The following is a 17,507-nucleotide window of genomic DNA, read 5'->3' as shown; positions in this document are numbered from 1 at the left end:
CGTCGGCGTCAGCGGGCGAACCGCGCGCGGGCCTCGTCGGTGGCCGGGGTGAAGAAGTTGACGAGGTTGCCGTCGGGGTCGCGGAACAGCAGCGAGCGGTTGCCCCACGGCATCGTGGTGGGCTTCTGCACGATCTCGGGCGCGGCGGCCAGGCTCGTGAGCCGCTCGTACTCCTGGTCGACGTCCTCGACCAGGAACTCGATGATCACGGTCCGGTTCGACTCGGGCACGGCCGCGCCGGGGTTGAACAGCGCCATCGTCTCGGCGGTGCCGATCGCCAGGGTGCACGAAGGGCTCGCGACCTCGGCGAACTGCTCGGCGAGCCATTGCGCTTCGAGGCCGGTCGCCTGGACGTAGAACTCCACGAGGCGGGCGATGTCGTTGGTGATGATGCGGACGGAAACGAACTGCACGGTGGGGCCTTTCTGCTTCGGGAAGGAACACCACCGAAGCTAGCCCCGATAGCGGACAGGACCCGCCCGGTATCCGAAGAGTCTCCGGCGCCGTCACGTCGTTCTGGTGCCGGTTAAACTTGACGACGTATGTCCACCCCATCCCCCCTTGCCGAGCTGCGGGCCAGGCTGCCCGAGTTGACCCTGCGCGACGAGCACCGGCTCCGTCGCCGGCTCGACGGTGCCCGCAAGGCGCGGGACCCCGAGCGCGTGGCGCGCCAGATCGCGGCCGACGTCGAGGCCGCCGAGCTGCGCGTGCGGCAGCGCCGCGAGAGCCTCCCGAAGATCACCTATCCCGCCGAGCTGCCCGTCAGTCAGCGCAAGGACGACATCGCCGCCGCGATCCGGGACCACCAGGTCGTGATCGTCGCGGGGGAGACCGGCTCCGGCAAGACCACGCAGCTGCCCAAGATCTGCCTCGAACTCGGGCTCGGCGTCCGCGGGCAGATCGGGCACACCCAGCCGCGCCGCCTCGCCGCGCGCACCGTGGCCGAGCGCATCGCCGCCGAGCTGGGCACCGAACTCGGCGGCACCGTCGGCTACAAGGTGCGGTTCACCGACACCAGCGGCGACGACACCCTCGTCAAGCTGATGACCGACGGCATCCTGCTGGCCGAGATCCAGGCCGACCGGATGCTGCGCCGCTACGACACGATCATCATCGACGAGGCCCACGAGCGCAGCCTCAACATCGACTTCCTGCTCGGCTACCTCAAGCAGCTCCTGCCGCGCCGCCCGGACCTCAAGGTGATCATCACCTCCGCGACGATCGACCCCGAGCGGTTCGCCGAGCACTTCGGCGACGCGCCGATCGTCGAGGTGTCGGGCCGCACCTATCCGGTCGAGGTCCGCTACCGCCCGCTCGTCGACCCGGAACGGCCCGAAGCCGAGGAGCGTGACCAGGTCCAGGCGATCTCCGACGCGGTGGACGAGCTGTGCGCCGAAGGCCCCGGCGACATCCTCGTGTTCCTGTCCGGGGAGCGGGAGATCCGTGACACCGCGGACGCCTTGTCCAAACAGGACAGACGTGGCGTGGAAGTCCTTCCGTTGTACGCGAGGCTCTCCGCCGCCGACCAGCACCGCGTGTTCCAGCGGCATTCCGGCCGCCGCATCGTGCTGGCCACCAACGTCGCCGAGACCTCGCTGACCGTGCCCGGCATCAAGTACGTGATCGACCCGGGCACCGCGCGCATCTCCCGCTACAGCCACCGCACCAAGGTGCAGCGGCTGCCGATCGAGCCGATTTCGCAGGCGTCGGCCAACCAGCGCAAGGGCCGCTGCGGCCGGACGTCCGACGGCATCTGCATCCGCCTGTACACGGAGGCGGACTTCGAATCGCGCCCCGAGTTCACCGATCCGGAGATCCTGCGCACCAACCTCGCGTCGGTGATCCTGCAGATGACCGCGCTCGGCCTCGGCGACATCGCCGCGTTCCCGTTCGTCGAACCGCCGGACCGCCGCCAGATCAACGACGGCAAGCAGCTGCTGCAGGAGCTGGGCGCGCTCGACGGGGAGAAGCTCACCGAGGTCGGCCGGCAGCTCGCGCAGCTGCCCGTGGACCCGCGCCTTGGCCGGATGGTGCTGGAGGCGGCCAAGAACGGCTGCGTGCGCGAGGTCATGATCATCACCGCCGGACTGTCCATTCAGGACCCGCGGGAGCGGCCGGCGGACAAGCAGGAGGCCGCGCAGCAGCAGCACGCCCGGTTCGCCGACAAGACGTCGGACTTCCTGGCGTACCTCAACCTGTGGGAGTACCTGCGGGAGCAGCAGAAAGCGCTTTCCAACAACCAGTTCCGCAGGCTGTGCCGCAACGAGTTCCTCAACTACCTGCGGGTGCGCGAGTGGCAGGACATCTACAGCCAGCTGCGCCAGCTCGCGAAACCGCTGGGCATCACGCTCAACAGCGAGCCCGCGGATCCGCAGAACGTGCACGTGTCGCTGCTCGCCGGGCTGCTGTCGCAGATCGGGCTGAAGGATCCGGACAAGGGCGACTACCTCGGCGCGCGCGGCGCCCGGTTCGCGGTGTTCCCGGGCTCGGCGCTGTTCCGGAAGCAGCCGCGCTGGCTGGTGTCGGCGGAGCTGGTCGAGACCTCGCGGCTGTGGGCGCGGGTGAACGCACGCATCGAGCCGGAGTGGGTCGAGCCGCTGGCCGGGCACCTGGTCAAGCGCACGTACTCGGAGCCGCACTGGGAACGCAAGCGCGGATCGGTGGTCGCCAGCGAGCGCGTCACGCTGTACGGCGTGCCGCTCGTGGTGGACCGCAAGGTGAACTACGGGCGCATCGACCCGGAGCTGTCGCGGGAGCTGTTCATCCGCCACGCGCTCGTCGAAGGCGACTGGGACACGCGCCACCAGTTCTTCGCGGAGAACAGGGCGCTGCTCGACGAGGTCGAGGACCTGGAGAACCGGGCCCGCCGCCGTGACCTGCTGGTGGACGACCAGACGCTGTTCGAGTTCTACGACCAGCGCGTCGGCGAGGAGGTCGTGTCGGCGCGGCACTTCGACACGTGGTGGAAGAAGGCGCGGCAGAGCCAGCCGGACCTGCTCAACTTCGAGAAGGCCATGCTGGTCACCGAGGCCGCGGACGCCGTGCGCGAGTCCGACTACCCGGACACGTGGGTGCAGGGCTCGCAGCGGCTCGCGCTGACCTACCAGTTCGAGCCGGGTGCGGACGCCGACGGCGTGACCGTCCACATTCCACTGCCGGTGCTCAACCAGGTCACGCCGGACGGGTTCGACTGGCAGGTGCCGGGGCTGCGCGAGGAGCTGGTCACCACGCTGATCAAGTCCCTGCCGAAGCAGCTGCGGCGCAACTTCGTGCCGGCGCCGGACACCGCGAAGTACGTGCTGTCCAGGATCTCACCGGTGGACGGGCCTTTGCTGGACGTGCTGGCGGCGGAGCTGGAGGACCTGCGCGGGGTGGCGGTCCCGCCCGATGCGTGGCAGCTGTCCGCGGTGCCCGAGCACCTGCGGATGACGTTCCGCGTCGTCGACGAGCGGGGGCGGAAACTCCGCGAGGGCAAGGATCTCGCCGAGCTGAAGCGGTCGCTGAGCGGGAAGGTCCGGGAGACGATCTCCAAGGCGGCCAACAGCATCGAGCGGGCCGGGCTCACGAAGCCCGCGTTCGGTGAACTGCCTCGCGTCTTCGCAAGCACTCGGCGCGGGCACGAGGTGAAAGCGTTTCCCGCGCTGGTCGACGAGGGCGAGACGGTGGCCGTGCGGATGCTCGACACGCCGGTCGAGCAGCGGCAGCAGATGTGGCTGGGCACGCGGAAGCTGCTGCGGCTGAACCTGCCCTCGCCGATGAAGTTCATCAACCGCAACCTGTCGAACACCTCGAAGCTGGTGCTCGGCCGCAACCCGCACGGCAGCGTGGCCGGGTTGCTGGAGGACTGCGTCAACTGCGCGGTGGACAAGCTGATCGCCGACAACGGCGGCCCGGTGTGGGACGAGGCCGGTTTCGGGGTGCTGCTGGAGAAGGTGCGCGGCAGCGTGAATCCGACCGTCCTCATGGTACTGTCCGAAGTGGAGCAGATCCTGCGCGCGGCGAACGACGTGGAGACCACGCTGGCCGACGCGCGGGGCCCGGCGGAGTCGCTCGCGGACATCCGCAAGCAGCTCGACGCACTGGTGTTCCCGGGTTTCGTCACGGCGACGGGCTTCGACCGCCTGCCGAACCTCGTGCGCTACCTGCGGGCGATCGAGCGGCGCGTCGACAAGCTGGGCAACGCGGCGGCGAAGGACGTCGAACTGCTGCGGGACGTGCAGTGGTTGCAGGAGGAGTACCAGCGTGCGGTGGACGCGCTGCCCCCGGGCGTGCGGCCGGGCCCGGAGCTGGAGGAGGTGCGCTGGATGCTGGAGGAGCTGCGGGTGAGCTACTTCGCGCAGACCCTCGGCACGGCCCACCCGGTGTCCGCGAAGCGGATCCTGAAGGCCCTCGACGCGGCGGCTTGATCGCCGAAGCGCTGCGCAAGGTCGGGCAGGAGGCGACGAAACAGGCGACCGAGGACGCGTTCGGGAAGCGGGTACCTGGGGATCAAGTACGACGGCTCCGACGAGACGGCGTTGTACGGGTTCGTCGGCCTCGCGCTCGGTGCTCTGGTCGGCGTGCTCGCGCCGTCGCCCGGCAGCAGAGGAGCAGACCTCCGGTCCGGAGGAACCAGCGACAGCTGAGCGGCATCGCCGCCCCACTTACTTCGCGTCCGCGTAGACGTTCACCACCGCGGCGTGCATGGGGAAGTGCACCGGGCACGACGGGCCGAACAGCAGCGCCGACGCCTCGCTCACCGAAGCCTCGATCAGCGCCGGGATGTCCTCCGCCAGTTCGTCCGGCGTGTGCACGATCACCTCGTCGTGTTGGAAGAACACCAGGTGTGCGGGCTCGGGCAGGCGCCGGCGCAGCGTGGCGAGCATGACCGCCATGAAGTCGGCCGCGCTGGCCTGCACCACGAAGTTCCGCGTGAACCGCCCCCAGTTGCGCGACGCCTGCCGCCCCCGGCCGTCGTCCTCCGCCGCTCCCGTCAGCGCCCGCCACGCCTCCGACGGCGCCGGTGACGTCCTGCCCAACCGCGACCGCACCCGCTCGCCGCGCTCCCCGGCCCGCGCCGCACGCTCCACATAGGACACCGCGTCCGGGAAACGCTGGCGCAGCAAGGCGAGCAGCGACGCCGCCTCGCCCGCCGTGCCGCCGTACATCGCGGACAACATCGCGATCTTCGCCCGCCCGCGGGACTTCTCGTCCGGTGACGGGAACATCGCCTCGGCCAGTCGCGCGTACAGGTCCGTCGACGCCGACACCTCCGCCAGCCGCCGATCGCCCGACAGCGCCGTCAGGATCCGCGGTTCGAGCTGGGCCGCGTCGGCCGCCACGAGCTTCCACCCCGGATCCGCCCGCACGCACACCCGCAGCGTCTTCGGGATCTGCAGCGCCCCGCCACCCTGGCTCGCCCAACGCCCGGACACGACGCCGCCGACCACCCACGCGGGCCGGAACCGCCCGTCGTGCACCCACTCGTCGAGCCACGCCCAGCCGTTCGCCGAGTGCAGCCGCGACAGCTCGCGGTACTCCAGCAGCGGCGGCACGGCCGGGTGGTCGAGCTTGCGGATCACGTGCGCCCGCGCCGACGGGATCGAGATGCCCTCGCGGCCGAACGCCCGCACGATCGTCGCCGGGCTGTCCGGGTTGACCGGTTTGCCACCGAACGCCTCACTCACCCGCGCGGCCAGCTCGACGAGCTTCTTCGGCCGCTGCCCGGCGGGCACGCGCGGCCCGAGCAGCTCCGTGAGCAGCTCGTCGTGCACCTCCGGCCGCCACGGCAGGCCGTCGATCGACATCTCCGCCGCCGCCAGCGCGCTCGCCGACTCGGCCGCGACCAGCAGCCGCATCCGGTCCGGGAACTCGCACCGCCGGATCCGGCGCTCCTGCTCGGCCAGCACTGTCCGCGCCGCGTCGACCACCGACACCCCGGGCGGCAGGCCGGAACCTCGCGGCTCGAACAACGCCGGCTGCGCGTCCGCGTGCGACGGCTCGTCCGGCGGCGGTTCGAGCCCGTTGGCCCTGGCCAGCGCGGCGGCCAGGCCACGCGGACCGCCGCGGCCCTCGTACGCGAGCAGCAGCCCTTCGGCGAGCGACAGGTCGTGGCAGCGGTTCAGCCGCAGCCCGCCGCGGACGAGCGCCGGGTAGTCCCGCTCGACGGACGCGAACACCCACCGAGGGTGGTGCTCGTGCTCCAGTTCAGCGAGCCCGGACACGTCGAGACTGCGCCGACCGGAGGGCGTGAGCACTTCGAAAGTGCCGCCGTCCTCCCGACCGACGTAGATGTGCATACCCTGATTCTGCGCCTGCCCACCGACACTTTTCGTCGCCGGTCCAGGTGGGCTACTGTCGGGTAACACATACCCTCGGTACGGGGCCAACGGAGGTGCCATGCTCGTCGGCAAGGTGACGGAAACCGTCCGCAGCGTCGAGGTGATGTGGAAGGCGGGTCTCATCCCGTTCCCGCGGATCGACGAGGGACTGGTGTCGCTGGTGGCGATGCGCAGGATCGGCCCGTTCGCCGCCGCCGCCCAGATCGCCGCCCGCCGCCGCCCGCACGAGGTCGGCCTGGTCGACGAGCGCGGTCCGCTCACCTTCAAGCAGCTCGAACTGCAGTCCAACGCGCTCGCCCGCGCCTGGTCCGAACGCGGCATCCGGCCCGGCACGGTGATCGCCGCGCTCTGCCGCGACCACCGAGGCCTCGTGTTGTCCATGTCGGCGGCCGGAAAGCTCGGGGCGCGCCTGCTGCTGATGAACACCGGTTTCGGCAAGCGGCAGCTCGCCGACGTCGCGAAGCGCGAGAACGCCCGCGCCCTCGTGCACGACCAGGAGTTCACCGACCTGCTGTCCGACATCCCGGCCGACGTCGACCGGTACCTCGCCTGGGTGGACACCGACGACGCGCTGAACGAGGTCCCGGTGCTCGACGAGCTGATCGCCAGCACGGACGACCGCCCGGTCCCGTACCCCGCGCGGCGTGGCGGTTTCGTGCTGCTGACGAGCGGCACCACCGGCACCCCGAAGGGCGCGCCGCGCGACCACACGTCGCTGCTGTCGACAGCGCAGTTCCTCGACCGCATCCCGCTGCGCGCCGGCGAGTGCACGTACCTCGGGGCGCCGATCTTCCACGGCACCGGGGTTTCGCAGTTCATTCTGTCGTACGCGCTGGGCTGCAAGGTCGTGATGCGCCGCCGGTTCGACCCGGAGGAGACGCTGAAGGGGGTCGCCGAGCACAGGTGCACGGCCCTCGTGCTGGTGCCGACGATGCTGCAGCGGATCGTCGACCTCGGCCCGGAGGTGCTCAAGCGGTACGACACGTCGTCGCTGCGGATCATCTTCGTCGCGGGCTCGGCGCTCTCGCCGGATCTGGGCAACCGCGCGACCGAGGCGTTCGGCGACGTGATCCACAACCTGTACGGCTCCACCGAGGTGGCCGTGGCGACGGTCGCCACGCCCGAGGACTGGCGGAAGGCGCCGGGCACGGTCGGCCGGGCGCCGGTGGGCTGCCGCGTGGCGCTGTACGACGCGGACGGCCGCCGCATCACCGAACCGGGTGTCACGGGCCGGGTGTTCGTCGGCAGCGGGCTGAGCTTCGAGGGCTACACGGACGGGCGGCAGAAGGAGATCATCGACGGCCTGCTGTCGACGGGCGACGTGGGCCACTTCGACGAGGACGGCCTGTTGTTCATCGACGGCCGCGACGACGAGATGATCGTCTCCGGCGGCGAGAACGTCTTCCCCGTCGAGGTGGAGAACCTGCTGGTGGAACGCCCGGACGTCATCGAGGCGGCCGTCGTCGGCGTGCCGGACCAGGACTTCGGCCAGCGGCTCAAGGCGTACATCGTGCGCGCGGAGGGCAGCGACCTGGACGCCGATACCGTGCGGGAGTACGTGAAGTCGAACCTGGCGCGGTACAAGGTGCCCCGGGATGTGGAGTTTCTGGAGCAGCTGCCGCGCAACGCGACGGGGAAGGTACTGCGGAACCAGTTGGGGTAGGAAACCGGCCGTCATTCCCAGCTGATGCCGAAGACGCCCGGGCCGAAGTCCAGTGCCACCGCGTGGACGCTGCCTGTCGTGTCCAGTTGTAGTGGCTTACGTTCCTCGGCGTCCTGTGCTCCGCTCCTGGTGTACTGCCAGCAGTGGTTCGGCGCCGCGTCGAAGCTGATTTCCAGCAGGTACTCCCGCACCGGTCTGCGGAACTCGCGGTAGTACGTGTTGGCGCAAGGGGGATAGGGCGGACCGCCGTTGGTCAGCGTGTACTCGATCAGGTGGGTCTCTCCGCGGTCCAGTGTGCGGTCGAACAGCAGCTCGGCCGCCGTCAAGCCGTGCTCCGTGTCCACCTCGACCCGGCCGGGGCGGCAGTTGCGCAGCGCGTGCAGCTGGGGTGGGCCCGCCTCGGCGCCGCCGTGGTCGTACACCAGCAGCCAGCGGTCCTGCCCGTCCGCGGTCGCCTGGAAGACCGTCCGGGCCGTCGTGCACCGCTGACCTCCGTCGGCCGCGATCTCACACCTGTCGTGCAGGCTCGCCAGGTTCAGCCGGTGCTGCTGCTCCAGCGCGTGCGGCGCCCCGACCTTCTCCAGCAGCGCCTTCAACGCCTCCACCGGGAAGTTCACCGGCTCCGTGCGGCGCGGGCGGGCCGGGCCTCGCGGGCGGGGTGGGGGCAGCAGGCTCAGCAGCTCCCCGGGCTGCAACCCCAGCACCTCTTCCAGCACGCGCACCGCCGAGAGTGAGCTCTGCCGTTCCGGCTGCCGCTTGCCCGACTGCCAGTAGCTCAGCGCCGTGATGCTCACCGGGATACCGTTGGCCTGCAACCGCGCCTGCAGCCGGTCCAGGCTCAGCCCGCTCCGGGCGATCGACGTGCGCAGCGCCTCCGAGAACGCGGAACTGGCCACCTGAACCCGCCTCGAACTGTTGGCTGCGATCAAGACCAACTTACCAGCGTTCCCCCAAACGAGTGAGTACTGGTAACTGTGAATCATTGCTTTGGGTGCTCGTCACGAGTTTGCATGAATTCCTAATCACCGGTTCGGGTGGGGAGGACAGTTCATGCGGAACTCTCGGAAGTTGTTGGCGGTCGGCGCGGCACTCGCGGTCGTCGTCGGCGGAACGGCCGCCGCGCAGGCCCAGGAGGGCCAGATCCGCGACGCCGGCACCGCGGGCGCGGTCACGGACAGCTACATCGTCGTGCTCAAGAACACCGGAGCCGTCAGCACGCTTTCGCAGACGCTCGCGAACCGGTACGACGGACTGCTCCAGCACACGTTCACGGCCGCGCTGCACGGGTTCTCGATCCACGCCAGCGAGGCCGAGGCCAAGCGCCTCGCGGCCGACAGCAGCGTGGCGTACGTCGTGCAGAACCACGTCTTCCACGTCGCCGACACGCAGCGCAACCCGCCCTCGTGGGGCCTCGACCGCATCGACCAGCAGAACCTGCCGCTCGACTCGTCGTACACGTACAGCACGACGGCGAGCAACGTGACGGCGTACGTCATCGACACCGGCGTCCGCGCGACGCACGAGACGTTCGGCGGCCGCGTCTCGGGCGGTTACGACTTCATCGACAACGACAGCGACCCGACCGACGAGAACGGCCACGGCACGCACGTCGCCGGCACCATCGGCGGCAGCGAGTACGGCGTCGCGAAGGGCGTGAAGATCGTTCCGGTGCGCGTGCTCGACGCCGACGGCAGCGGCACCACCGAGCAGGTCGTCGCAGGCATCGACTGGGTCGCCGACCACGCCTCCGGCCCGTCCGTCGCGAACATGAGCCTCGGCGGCAGCCCGGACGAGGCGCTCGACGACGCCGTCCAGGGCGCGATCGACAAGGGTGTCACGTTCGCGGTCGCGGCGGGCAACGAGAGCGCGGACGCGAGCACCTCCTCGCCCGCCCGCCTGCCCGCGGCGATCACCGTCGCGGCCAGCGACAAGACCGACAAGCAGGCGAGCTTCTCCAACTACGGCAGCGGTGTGGACCTCTACGCGCCCGGCGTGAGCATCACGTCGTCGTGGGGCACCGGGGACACCGCGACCAACACGATCAGCGGCACGTCGATGGCGACCCCGCACGTCACCGGCGCTGCCGCGTTGTACCTCGCCACCCACCCGGACGCGACCCCGGCGCAGGTCTCGGACGCGCTGACGAGCGCCGCCACCACCGGCAAGATCAGCAACGCGACGGCGGGAACGCCGAACAAGCTGCTGAACGTGGCGGGCTAGTCTGCGCCCATGGGTGCGATCTACCTGATCAGGCACGGTCAGGCCTCCTTCGGTGAAGCGGACTACGACCGCCTGTCCGGCGTCGGGATCGAGCAGGGCGCGGTGGTCGGTGCGGAGCTGTTGCGCCGCACGGTCCGCTTCACCGAAGCGCGTTCGGGGTCACTCGCGCGCCAGCGCAAGACCGCCGAGACCGTCCTCGACTGGCTCGGCGTGCGCACGCCCGCCAAGGAGGACCCGCGCTGGAACGAGTACGACCACGTCGACATCGTGGCGCACCACGGCGGCGGGGTGCCGCAGGACGCGGCGGACTCCCGCGGCTACCAGGCGGTGCTCGACGGCGCGCTCGCCGCGTGGATCGGGGCGGGCGAGGACACCCCGTGCGCCGAGTCGTGGCCCGCCTTCCGCGCCCGCGTGCGAGGTGCGCTGGAGGACCTGGTCGCGGTGCTGGGCAAGGGGGAGAACGCGGTGGTGTTCACGTCGGGCGGCGTGATCGGCACGCTCGCCGGGCACCTGCTGGGACATCCCGAAACGGGCCTGCTCAAGCTGAACCGGGTGACGGTGAACTGCGGTATCACCAAGCTGGTCGCCGGGCGCAGCGGAATCACGCTGTTGTCGTTCAACGAGCATTCGCACTTCGAGGGCCGCACGGCGCGGCTGCTCACCTACCGCTGAGCAGCGGATGGGAAATCCGATTTCCGGATCCGGCAGGCGGGGTCAGGGCCTTTGTCCGGTTCAGGAAGAAATCAGCCCGTCTTCTGCAGGCTGGGAAAAACGTTCTCGTGCATCGTGATCAGCGTGTGGTAGAGCAGGGTGTGCACCTGACCGCGGTCGAGTTCGTTGCGCAGCAGCCATTCGCGCCCGGCCGCTTTCACCATGCCCGCGAAAGCGCGGACCACCGCGTTGAGCTGGGTTCGGGCCTCGGCGTCGGGGGGCACGCCGAACGCGTCCAGCAGCCGGTCGGCGGACTTGCGCTCCGCGTCGACGATGATCTGCTCCACCTCGGGGTCCCTGCCGATGCCCTCCGACGTGGCGACCAGCCACATCTTTCCCTGGCTGAGCACCATGTCCAGGAAGTGGTCCACCGTCGTGTGCGCGCGCTCGGGCAGCGATCCGTCGAGCGGGAACGGGCCGTCGAGCGGCGGCATCGTCACCGCGCGACGGATCACGGCGAGGTACAGTTCCCGCTTCGTGCCGAAGTAGTGGTTGATGAGCCCGCGCGCCACGCCCGCCTCGGCGGCGATGTCCGAAGTGGACACGAGGGCGTACGGGCGCTCCCCGAACAGCCGTGCGGCACAGGTGAAAATCTGCTCTCTGCGTTCGTCGGGCTCGAGTCTTCGCCATCGGGGTTCGGAGCTGGTGGTCATGCGGCACATCGTGGCACGGCCGATCTGCGGATGGGTGCCTTTCGGTGCAAGTTGCAGCCGACGTCAGTCGATCGGAGCATGACCACCCACAGAAGGTGGACCGCTCGGCGGAACAACGCCGGGGCCTTTTTCCGCCGGACGGCTCAGACCGGCTTCGTGCTACCGACAGTAGAAACTGGCTCCACTGTGGACGATCAACGCCGGCGCCGGGTGCGGGCGGTGCTCTCGCGGAGCACCACCTCGCCGCCCATCCGGCGCACGCGGCTGCGTCCGCCGCGGGTGCCGCTCAGCGCCAGCTCCATCACCTGTTCACCGAGGTCCTCCAGCGGCAGCGTGACCGTGGTGAGCGCGGGGTTGAGGTCCTGGGCCACCGGGATGTTCCCGAACCCGGCCACGGAGACGTCGTCCGGCACCGAACGACCGGCTTCGCGCAGGGCGGTCATCGCGCCGATGGCCATCTCGTCGCTGACCGCGAACACGCACGTGGCCTTGTGTCCCGCGGCGAGCAGCTCGCGCGCCGCGGCGTGGCCCCCGTCCCGGCTGAACGCGCCCTCGAACACGTCTCCTTCGGACAGTTCGACGCCCGCTTCGGCGAGCCCTTCGCGGAAACCCGTGAACCGGTCGACGACGGTGGTGAGCGTGCGCGGCCCGGTGAGCACGGCGAACCGCCGGTGTCCCAGGCCCGCCAGCGCGGCCGCGAGGGCCTTCGCCCCGGACCGGTTCTCCGGCTGCACGCTGTCCGCCCGCAGGTTGCGGTGCCTGCCGATCACGGCCACCTGGCCGCCGCCGCGACGGTAGGGCTCCAGCTCCGCCGACAGCGCCCGTTCCCACGCCCTGTCCTCGAAGGCCGACCCGGCCAGCACGATCGCCGACGCGCGCTGGCGCCGCAGCGTCGACACGTACGCGATCTCCTTCTCCGGGTCGTGGAAGGTGCTCGCGAGCATCACCAGCAGGCCGTTGCGGTCGGCCACGCGCAGCACGCCCCTGGCGACGGCGGCGAAGTACGGGTCGCTCACGTCGTGGCACACCACCCCGACCATCGGGTGCGAGGCGCCGGCGAGCGCCTGCGCGTGCACATTCGGCGTGTACGCGAGGTCCGTCGCCGCGGCGAGCACTCTGTCGCGCAGGTCTTCGCGGACGTTGGTGGTGCCGTTGAGCACCCGCGACGCCGTGGCAAGAGACACATTGGCCTCCTGCGCGACGTCTTCGAGCGTCACGTGGCTCCTGGCGATCATCCGTCCTCCCCTGGCGGCAAGCGCTCTCAACAGCCCCGAATTCTAGGTGGGTTCCCGGATTTTGCCTGGTCAGATGCACTCGATCGGGTCGGATTAACTTCCGGCGCCGACGCGTTGTCCCTTGGGTCCCGGACCGACGAAAGGAAGCGCGCATGCTTTACGGCGAGGAACACGTCCGCCGCTACGAGGAGACGAACGGTGAGGAGGGTCACGACTGGCAGCCCGGCGTGCCCTGCCTGATCCTGACGACGAAGGGGCGCAAGAGCGGTGAGGACCGCAAGTTCCCGCTCATCTACCAGGAGGTCGACGGCGACTACGTCATCGTCGCGTCCAAGGGCGGCGACCCGAAGCACCCGGGCTGGTACCTCAACCTGCAGGCCAACCCCGAGGTGAAGGTGCAGGTCCGGGCCGACAAGTTCACCGCGAGGGCCCGTACCGCCGGCGACGAGGAGCGCGAGAAGCTCTGGCCCGTCATGGCGAAGGTGTGGCCGGACTACGACGAGTACCAGAAGAAGACCGACCGGAAGATCCCCGTCGTCGTCCTCGAACGGGTCTGATTTCCGCCTCCCCGGCGCCCTCGACCACCGCGAACGACGCGCCCCCCGGCGGCATAGTCTGGGTGCATGTCTGAACATTTCGACGTTGTGGTGCTGGGCGCCGGGCCTGGCGGGTATGTCGCGGCGATCCGGGCGGCACAGCTCGGACTGAAGACGGCGATCGTGGAGGAGAAGTACTGGGGCGGGGTCTGCCTGAACGTGGGCTGCATCCCCTCGAAGGCGCTCCTGCGCAACGCCGAGCTCGCCCACCTGGTCCAGCAGGAGGCGAAGACCTTCGGCATCTCCTCCGACGGGGAGATCCGCTTCGACTTCGGCGCGGCGTTCGACCGCAGCCGCTCGGTGGCGGACGGCCGGGTCAAGGGCGTCCACTTCCTGATGAAGAAGAACAAGATCACCGAGTACGACGGGCGCGGGACCTTCACCGACCCGAACACGCTCGAGGTCGCCACGGCGAACGGCACCGAGACGGTGACGTTCGACAACTGCATCATCGCCGCGGGCGCCACCACGCGCCTGCTGCCCGGCACCACGCTCAGCGAGCGCGTGGTGACGTACGAGGAGCAGATCCTCTCGCGTGAGCTGCCCGGCAGCATCATCATCGCGGGCGCCGGCGCGATCGGCGTCGAGTTCGCCTACGTGCTGCACAACTACGGCGTCGACGTGACCATCGTCGAGTTCCTGGACCGGATGGTGCCGCTGGAGGACGCCGAGGTGTCCAAGGAGCTGGCCAAGCGGTACAAGAAGCTCGGCATCAAGGTGCTCACCTCCACGAAGGTCGAGGCCATCGACGACAGCGGCGACAAGGTCAAGGTCACCGTCTCGTCGAACGGCTCCCAGCAGACCCTGGAAGCCGACAAGGTGCTGCAGGCGATCGGGTTCCAGCCGCGGGTCGAGGGCTACGGGCTGGAGAAGACGGGCGTCGAGCTCACCGAGCGTCGCGCGATCGCCGTCGACGGGCGCTGCCGCACGAACGTGCCGCACATCTACGCGATCGGGGACGTGACCGCGAAGCTGATGCTGGCGCACGCGGCCGAGTCGATGGGCATCGTGGCGGCGGAGACCATCGGCGGGGCCGAGACGATGGAGCTCGACTACGTCATGATCCCGCGCGCCACCTACTGCCAGCCGCAGGTCGCCTCCTTCGGGTACACGGAGGAGCAGGCGCGGGAGAAGGGCTTCGACGTGCAGGTCGCGAAGTTCCCGTTCACCGCGAACGGCAAGGCCCACGGCCTGGCCGACCCGGGCGGCTTCGTGAAGATCCTGTCCGACGCGAAGCACGGCGAGCTGCTGGGCGCGCACCTGATCGGGCCGGACGTCACCGAGCTGCTGCCGGAGCTGACGCTGGCGCAGCAGTGGGACCTGACGGTGCACGAGGTGGCGCGGAACGTGCACGCGCACCCGACGCTCGGCGAGGCGGTCAAGGAGGCCGTCCACGGTCTCGCCGGCCACATGATCAACTTCTGAGCCGATGCCGACGGCGGTGGTGACCGGGGCCGGGTCCGGCCTGGGCAGGGTGATCGCGCGCGCCCTGCTCGGCGCGGGTTACCAGGTCGCGCTCGCGGGTCGCCGCCCGGAGGCGCTGGCGGAGACGGCGTCGGGCGGGGCGGCACTGGTCGTGCCGACCGACGTGGCGGACGAGCAGCAGGTCGAGGCCCTGTTCGCGGCGGTGCGCCGCGAATGGGGGCGCCTCGACCTGCTGGTCAACAACGCCGGTACGTTCGGCCCGTCGGGTGACGTGGCGGAGCTGGACGTGGCGGCCTGGCGCCAGACGGTGGACGTCAACCTGACGGGTGCGTTCCTGTGCGCCCGCCAGGCGGTCCGGCTCATGAAGGACCAGCGGCCGCAGGGCGGCCGGATCATCAACAACGGTTCGATCTCGGCGCACGCGCCCCGCCCGGGAAGCGCCGCCTACACCGCGACGAAGCACGCGATCACGGGCTTGACCAAGGCAGTGGCCCTGGATGGGCGTCCGTACGACATCGCGTGTGGTCAAATCGACATAGGCAACGCGGCGACGGACATGACGGCGGGGATAGCGGAAGGGGCCCGCCAGGCGGACGGCTCGGTGCGCCCGGAACCCACCTTCGACCCGGCGCACGTCGCGGAGGCCGTGCTGTACATGGCGGGCCTGCCCCTGGAGGCGAACGTCCAGTTCATGACCATCACGGCCACGAAGATGCCCTTCCTCGGCAGGGGTTGAAACGATCAGCCGGTGTCCAGCGATAGCAGGGGTGACGTTGACTAAACTGCAGGCGCGGCCGTGACCTGCAGCGGGCGTCGGCGCCAGGCCCTGGTAGCTCAGCTGGATAGAGCAAGAGCCTTCTAATCTCTAGGTCGCAGGTTCGAGTCCTGCCCAGGGCGCAGAGGTTGAGCTGTGAGAACCGCGCGGCGCGTGGGGGCGTCGTCGCGTGACGAGACTGGTTGTCACGGCATAGGGGAATTGCCGGAGATACCTGCGCCCGCGTCGACCCGGTCCGCGCGCTGATGGTCCGGCCCCCCGTGCGGGCAAGGCTGCCGTGGATTTCCCTTGCGGGGTCCGAAGATCCACACCGCGAGCGGACTGCGGAACCAACCGCGATAGCGTTGCGTCCGAACAGCGAACAAGGGGGGACTCCATGACCTATCCGCCGCAGGGGCAGTACCCGCCGCCGCAGGGGCAGCCGCCGCAGGGGCCCTACGGGCCGCCGCAGCCGTACCAGTACCAGCAGGGCCAGTACCCGCAGCAGCCCGGTGGCTACCCCGGTTACCCCGGCTTCCCCGGTGGGCAACCGCCGCGGCGGAACAGGACCGGGCTCATCGTCGGCGTCGTGATCGGTGTGCTCGTGATCGTCGGCGGCGGGATCACCGCCGCCGTCCTGCTGTCCGGCGGCGACTCCAAAACCTCCGCCTCGCCCGCGCCTTCCACGCAGCCGTCGCGCCCGAGCGCCACCGCGTCCAGCAAGTCCGCCTCCTCCCGCAGCAGCACGGCGGCGGCGAGCGGCGGCATCGGCAAGTCCACTCCGGACGCGCTCGAACAGGCCATCATCGACGCCTACAACAACCGCGACAGCGACGCTTTCCAGCCGTTGTCCTGCACGCCCATCAGCGACTCCGAAATGCAGCAGATCCGGACCACAATGGACCAGATCCCCGCGCAGGTGACCTACTCCGAGGTGAGTCCCCCGCAGGTCACCGGCAGCAGCGGCACGCTCACCCTGCAGGCGTCCGCCTCGGGCACCTCGAAGTCCTTTCAGCTGCCCATCTCCAGCACCAGCGGCAACTGGTGCATGTCCGGCTGACGCACTGGCCCCCGCGGCCGGGAACGGCCACAATGCACTGACTCCGTTCCCGGACCGTGGGGGATTCATGCTTCTGGCCTACGTCATCGTGGCCGCCGTGCTGTCGCTCGCGCTCGTCGTCTCGGGCGCGGGCAAGCTCCGCCGCGCCCAGCAGATCGTCGACAGCCTCACCGGGATCGGCGTGCCGCTGCGCCTCTTCCCGTTCCTCGCCGCCTGCGAGTTCGCGGGCGCGGCCGGGCTGATCGCCGGGATCTGGTGGGCGCCGCTCGGGATCGCCGCCGCCATCGGCGTGGTCCTGTACTTCCTGCTGGCCGTGGGCGCCCACGTGCGCAAGAAGGACCTCGCGGGGATGCCGCCCGCGACCTTCCTCCTGTTCCTGGCCGCCGCGGCGCTCGTCCTGCGGTTCCTGTCACTCTGAGTCAGCTCCGTGTCCGCTGACACCTTGTAATCATCGAACGTGTGTTCTAGCGTTCGAGAAGTCGGGCCGACTGGGGGAAGCAGCCGGTCCGGCTCCGGTGTCAGGGGTAGGGAGAGCACGTGGACCGGCCGCCGTGGGTACGTTCGTTGACTCCGCCCCGGCGGGTCTGGGTCCAGGTTCGGCGCCTGCTCAGACTGGGTCTGGACGAGCACGGCCCGCGTAACCCCGATGCGCTGCGCATCGAGCCGGAGGCGCCGGGGATGCTGCACGAGTGGATCCAGCGCGAGGAGGGCGGCTGGCTCGGTCTGGTCACCTTCCAGCTCGTCTCCGGCGACGAACAGTGGTCGCTCAGCGTGACGATCCCGGTGCCCGCCGAACTGATCCGGCGCCGCGGGATGACGCGGCGTGACCGGCTGCGCGACGAACGCCGGACCCACGGGTAGTGACGTTGC

General features: G+C 70.1%; 15 protein-coding genes and 1 tRNA gene. 11 read left to right on the top strand and 5 right to left on the bottom strand.

Annotated features, from left to right (window positions below; translation table 11 throughout):
* Window positions 1–8: 8 nt before the first annotated feature.
* Window positions 9–413 carry a VOC family protein gene (locus FHX82_RS06090; RefSeq protein WP_145934478.1) on the bottom strand — a complete coding sequence of 135 codons (405 nt, stop codon included), beginning with the start codon at window positions 411–413 and terminating at the stop codon, window positions 9–11.
* Between the two features lie 129 nt (window positions 414–542).
* On the opposite strand from FHX82_RS06090, the gene hrpA reads away from it, so the two are divergent.
* Window positions 543–4,406, top strand: coding sequence for an ATP-dependent RNA helicase HrpA (gene hrpA / locus FHX82_RS06085; RefSeq protein ID WP_145934479.1), 3,864 nt, complete (start codon window positions 543–545; stop codon window positions 4,404–4,406).
* A gap of 237 nt (window positions 4,407–4,643) precedes the next feature.
* Here hrpA and FHX82_RS06080 read toward each other — a convergent pair whose 3' ends face one another.
* Window positions 4,644–6,278 (bottom strand): bifunctional 3'-5' exonuclease/DNA polymerase, encoded by a 1,635-nt coding sequence (locus tag FHX82_RS06080; protein ID WP_145934480.1) that lies wholly within the window; start codon window positions 6,276–6,278, stop codon window positions 4,644–4,646.
* A gap of 100 nt (window positions 6,279–6,378) precedes the next feature.
* Between FHX82_RS06080 and FHX82_RS06075 the strand changes: the two genes are divergently transcribed.
* Window positions 6,379–7,983, top strand: coding sequence for an acyl-CoA synthetase (locus FHX82_RS06075; RefSeq protein ID WP_145934481.1), 1,605 nt, complete (start codon window positions 6,379–6,381; stop codon window positions 7,981–7,983).
* An 11-nt stretch (window positions 7,984–7,994) separates the two neighbouring features.
* Here the strand turns inward: FHX82_RS06075 and FHX82_RS06070 are convergent, their stop codons facing one another.
* Window positions 7,995–8,912 (bottom strand): hypothetical protein, encoded by a 918-nt coding sequence (locus tag FHX82_RS06070; RefSeq protein WP_183176586.1) that lies wholly within the window; start codon window positions 8,910–8,912, stop codon window positions 7,995–7,997.
* Window positions 8,913–9,033: 121 nt separating this feature from the next.
* On the opposite strand from FHX82_RS06070, the gene FHX82_RS06065 reads away from it, so the two are divergent.
* Together FHX82_RS06065 and FHX82_RS06060 are read left to right on the top strand one after the other, a co-directional pair.
* Window positions 9,034–10,203 (top strand): S8 family peptidase, encoded by a 1,170-nt coding sequence (locus tag FHX82_RS06065; protein ID WP_145934483.1) that lies wholly within the window; start codon window positions 9,034–9,036, stop codon window positions 10,201–10,203.
* A 9-nt stretch (window positions 10,204–10,212) separates the two neighbouring features.
* A complete protein-coding gene (locus tag FHX82_RS06060) occupies window positions 10,213–10,875 on the top strand; it encodes a histidine phosphatase family protein (protein ID WP_145934484.1) in 663 nt (220 codons plus the stop codon).
* A gap of 71 nt (window positions 10,876–10,946) precedes the next feature.
* Here the strand turns inward: FHX82_RS06060 and FHX82_RS06055 are convergent, their stop codons facing one another.
* Both FHX82_RS06055 and FHX82_RS06050 read right to left on the bottom strand, forming a co-directional pair.
* Window positions 10,947–11,567, bottom strand: a complete 621-nt coding sequence (locus FHX82_RS06055) for a TetR/AcrR family transcriptional regulator (RefSeq protein WP_145934485.1) — start codon at window positions 11,565–11,567, stop codon at window positions 10,947–10,949.
* Window positions 11,568–11,761: 194 nt separating this feature from the next.
* Complete coding sequence (locus tag FHX82_RS06050; RefSeq protein ID WP_145934486.1) at window positions 11,762–12,802, bottom strand: LacI family DNA-binding transcriptional regulator; 1,041 nt, start codon at window positions 12,800–12,802, stop codon at window positions 11,762–11,764.
* A gap of 152 nt (window positions 12,803–12,954) precedes the next feature.
* Between FHX82_RS06050 and FHX82_RS06045 the strand changes: the two genes are divergently transcribed.
* The 7 genes from FHX82_RS06045 to FHX82_RS06015 all read left to right on the top strand — a co-directional run bounded on the left by FHX82_RS06045 (window position 12,955) and on the right by FHX82_RS06015 (window position 17,498).
* The gene (locus FHX82_RS06045) at window positions 12,955–13,359 is read left to right on the top strand and encodes a nitroreductase family deazaflavin-dependent oxidoreductase (protein WP_145934487.1); all 405 of its coding nucleotides are present in this window, start codon (window positions 12,955–12,957) and stop codon (window positions 13,357–13,359) included.
* A gap of 66 nt (window positions 13,360–13,425) precedes the next feature.
* A complete protein-coding gene (lpdA, locus tag FHX82_RS06040; RefSeq protein ID WP_145934488.1) occupies window positions 13,426–14,823 on the top strand; it encodes a dihydrolipoyl dehydrogenase in 1,398 nt (465 codons plus the stop codon).
* A 4-nt stretch (window positions 14,824–14,827) separates the two neighbouring features.
* Window positions 14,828–15,559, top strand: coding sequence for an SDR family oxidoreductase (locus tag FHX82_RS06035; protein ID WP_145934489.1), 732 nt, complete (start codon window positions 14,828–14,830; stop codon window positions 15,557–15,559).
* An 87-nt stretch (window positions 15,560–15,646) separates the two neighbouring features.
* Window positions 15,647–15,720 (top strand) — tRNA-Arg (locus FHX82_RS06030).
* A gap of 254 nt (window positions 15,721–15,974) precedes the next feature.
* Entirely contained in the window at window positions 15,975–16,637 is a 663-nt protein-coding gene (locus tag FHX82_RS06025) for a hypothetical protein (protein ID WP_145934490.1), read from the top strand.
* A gap of 67 nt (window positions 16,638–16,704) precedes the next feature.
* The gene (locus tag FHX82_RS06020; RefSeq protein WP_145934491.1) at window positions 16,705–17,055 is read left to right on the top strand and encodes a DoxX family protein; all 351 of its coding nucleotides are present in this window, start codon (window positions 16,705–16,707) and stop codon (window positions 17,053–17,055) included.
* A 119-nt stretch (window positions 17,056–17,174) separates the two neighbouring features.
* Window positions 17,175–17,498, top strand: a complete 324-nt coding sequence (locus FHX82_RS06015) for a hypothetical protein (RefSeq protein ID WP_145934492.1) — start codon at window positions 17,175–17,177, stop codon at window positions 17,496–17,498.
* Window positions 17,499–17,507 lie beyond the last annotated feature (9 nt).

It is taken from the genome of Amycolatopsis bartoniae (genome assembly GCF_014191255.1).
Lineage (GTDB): Bacteria > Actinomycetota > Actinomycetes > Mycobacteriales > Pseudonocardiaceae > Amycolatopsis_E > Amycolatopsis_E bartoniae.
This window is presented reverse-complemented; position numbering and strand designations above follow the sequence as displayed.

Excerpts from the sequence above, each read along its gene's own strand:
- hrpA (WP_145934479.1), top strand. The coding sequence starts at position 543 with ATGTCCACCCCATCCCCCCTTGCCGAGCTGCGGGCCAGGCTGCCCGAG.
- FHX82_RS06080 (WP_145934480.1), bottom strand. The coding sequence starts at position 6,278 with ATGCACATCTACGTCGGTCGGGAGGACGGCGGCACTTTCGAAGTGCTC.
- FHX82_RS06075 (WP_145934481.1), top strand. The coding sequence starts at position 6,379 with ATGCTCGTCGGCAAGGTGACGGAAACCGTCCGCAGCGTCGAGGTGATG.
- FHX82_RS06065 (WP_145934483.1), top strand. The coding sequence starts at position 9,034 with ATGCGGAACTCTCGGAAGTTGTTGGCGGTCGGCGCGGCACTCGCGGTC.
- FHX82_RS06060 (WP_145934484.1), top strand. The coding sequence starts at position 10,213 with ATGGGTGCGATCTACCTGATCAGGCACGGTCAGGCCTCCTTCGGTGAA.
- FHX82_RS06055 (WP_145934485.1), bottom strand. The coding sequence starts at position 11,567 with ATGACCACCAGCTCCGAACCCCGATGGCGAAGACTCGAGCCCGACGAA.
- FHX82_RS06050 (WP_145934486.1), bottom strand. The coding sequence starts at position 12,802 with ATGATCGCCAGGAGCCACGTGACGCTCGAAGACGTCGCGCAGGAGGCC.
- FHX82_RS06045 (WP_145934487.1), top strand. The coding sequence starts at position 12,955 with ATGCTTTACGGCGAGGAACACGTCCGCCGCTACGAGGAGACGAACGGT.
- lpdA (WP_145934488.1), top strand. The coding sequence starts at position 13,426 with ATGTCTGAACATTTCGACGTTGTGGTGCTGGGCGCCGGGCCTGGCGGG.
- FHX82_RS06035 (WP_145934489.1), top strand. The coding sequence starts at position 14,828 with ATGCCGACGGCGGTGGTGACCGGGGCCGGGTCCGGCCTGGGCAGGGTG.
- FHX82_RS06025 (WP_145934490.1), top strand. The coding sequence starts at position 15,975 with ATGACCTATCCGCCGCAGGGGCAGTACCCGCCGCCGCAGGGGCAGCCG.
- FHX82_RS06020 (WP_145934491.1), top strand. The coding sequence starts at position 16,705 with ATGCTTCTGGCCTACGTCATCGTGGCCGCCGTGCTGTCGCTCGCGCTC.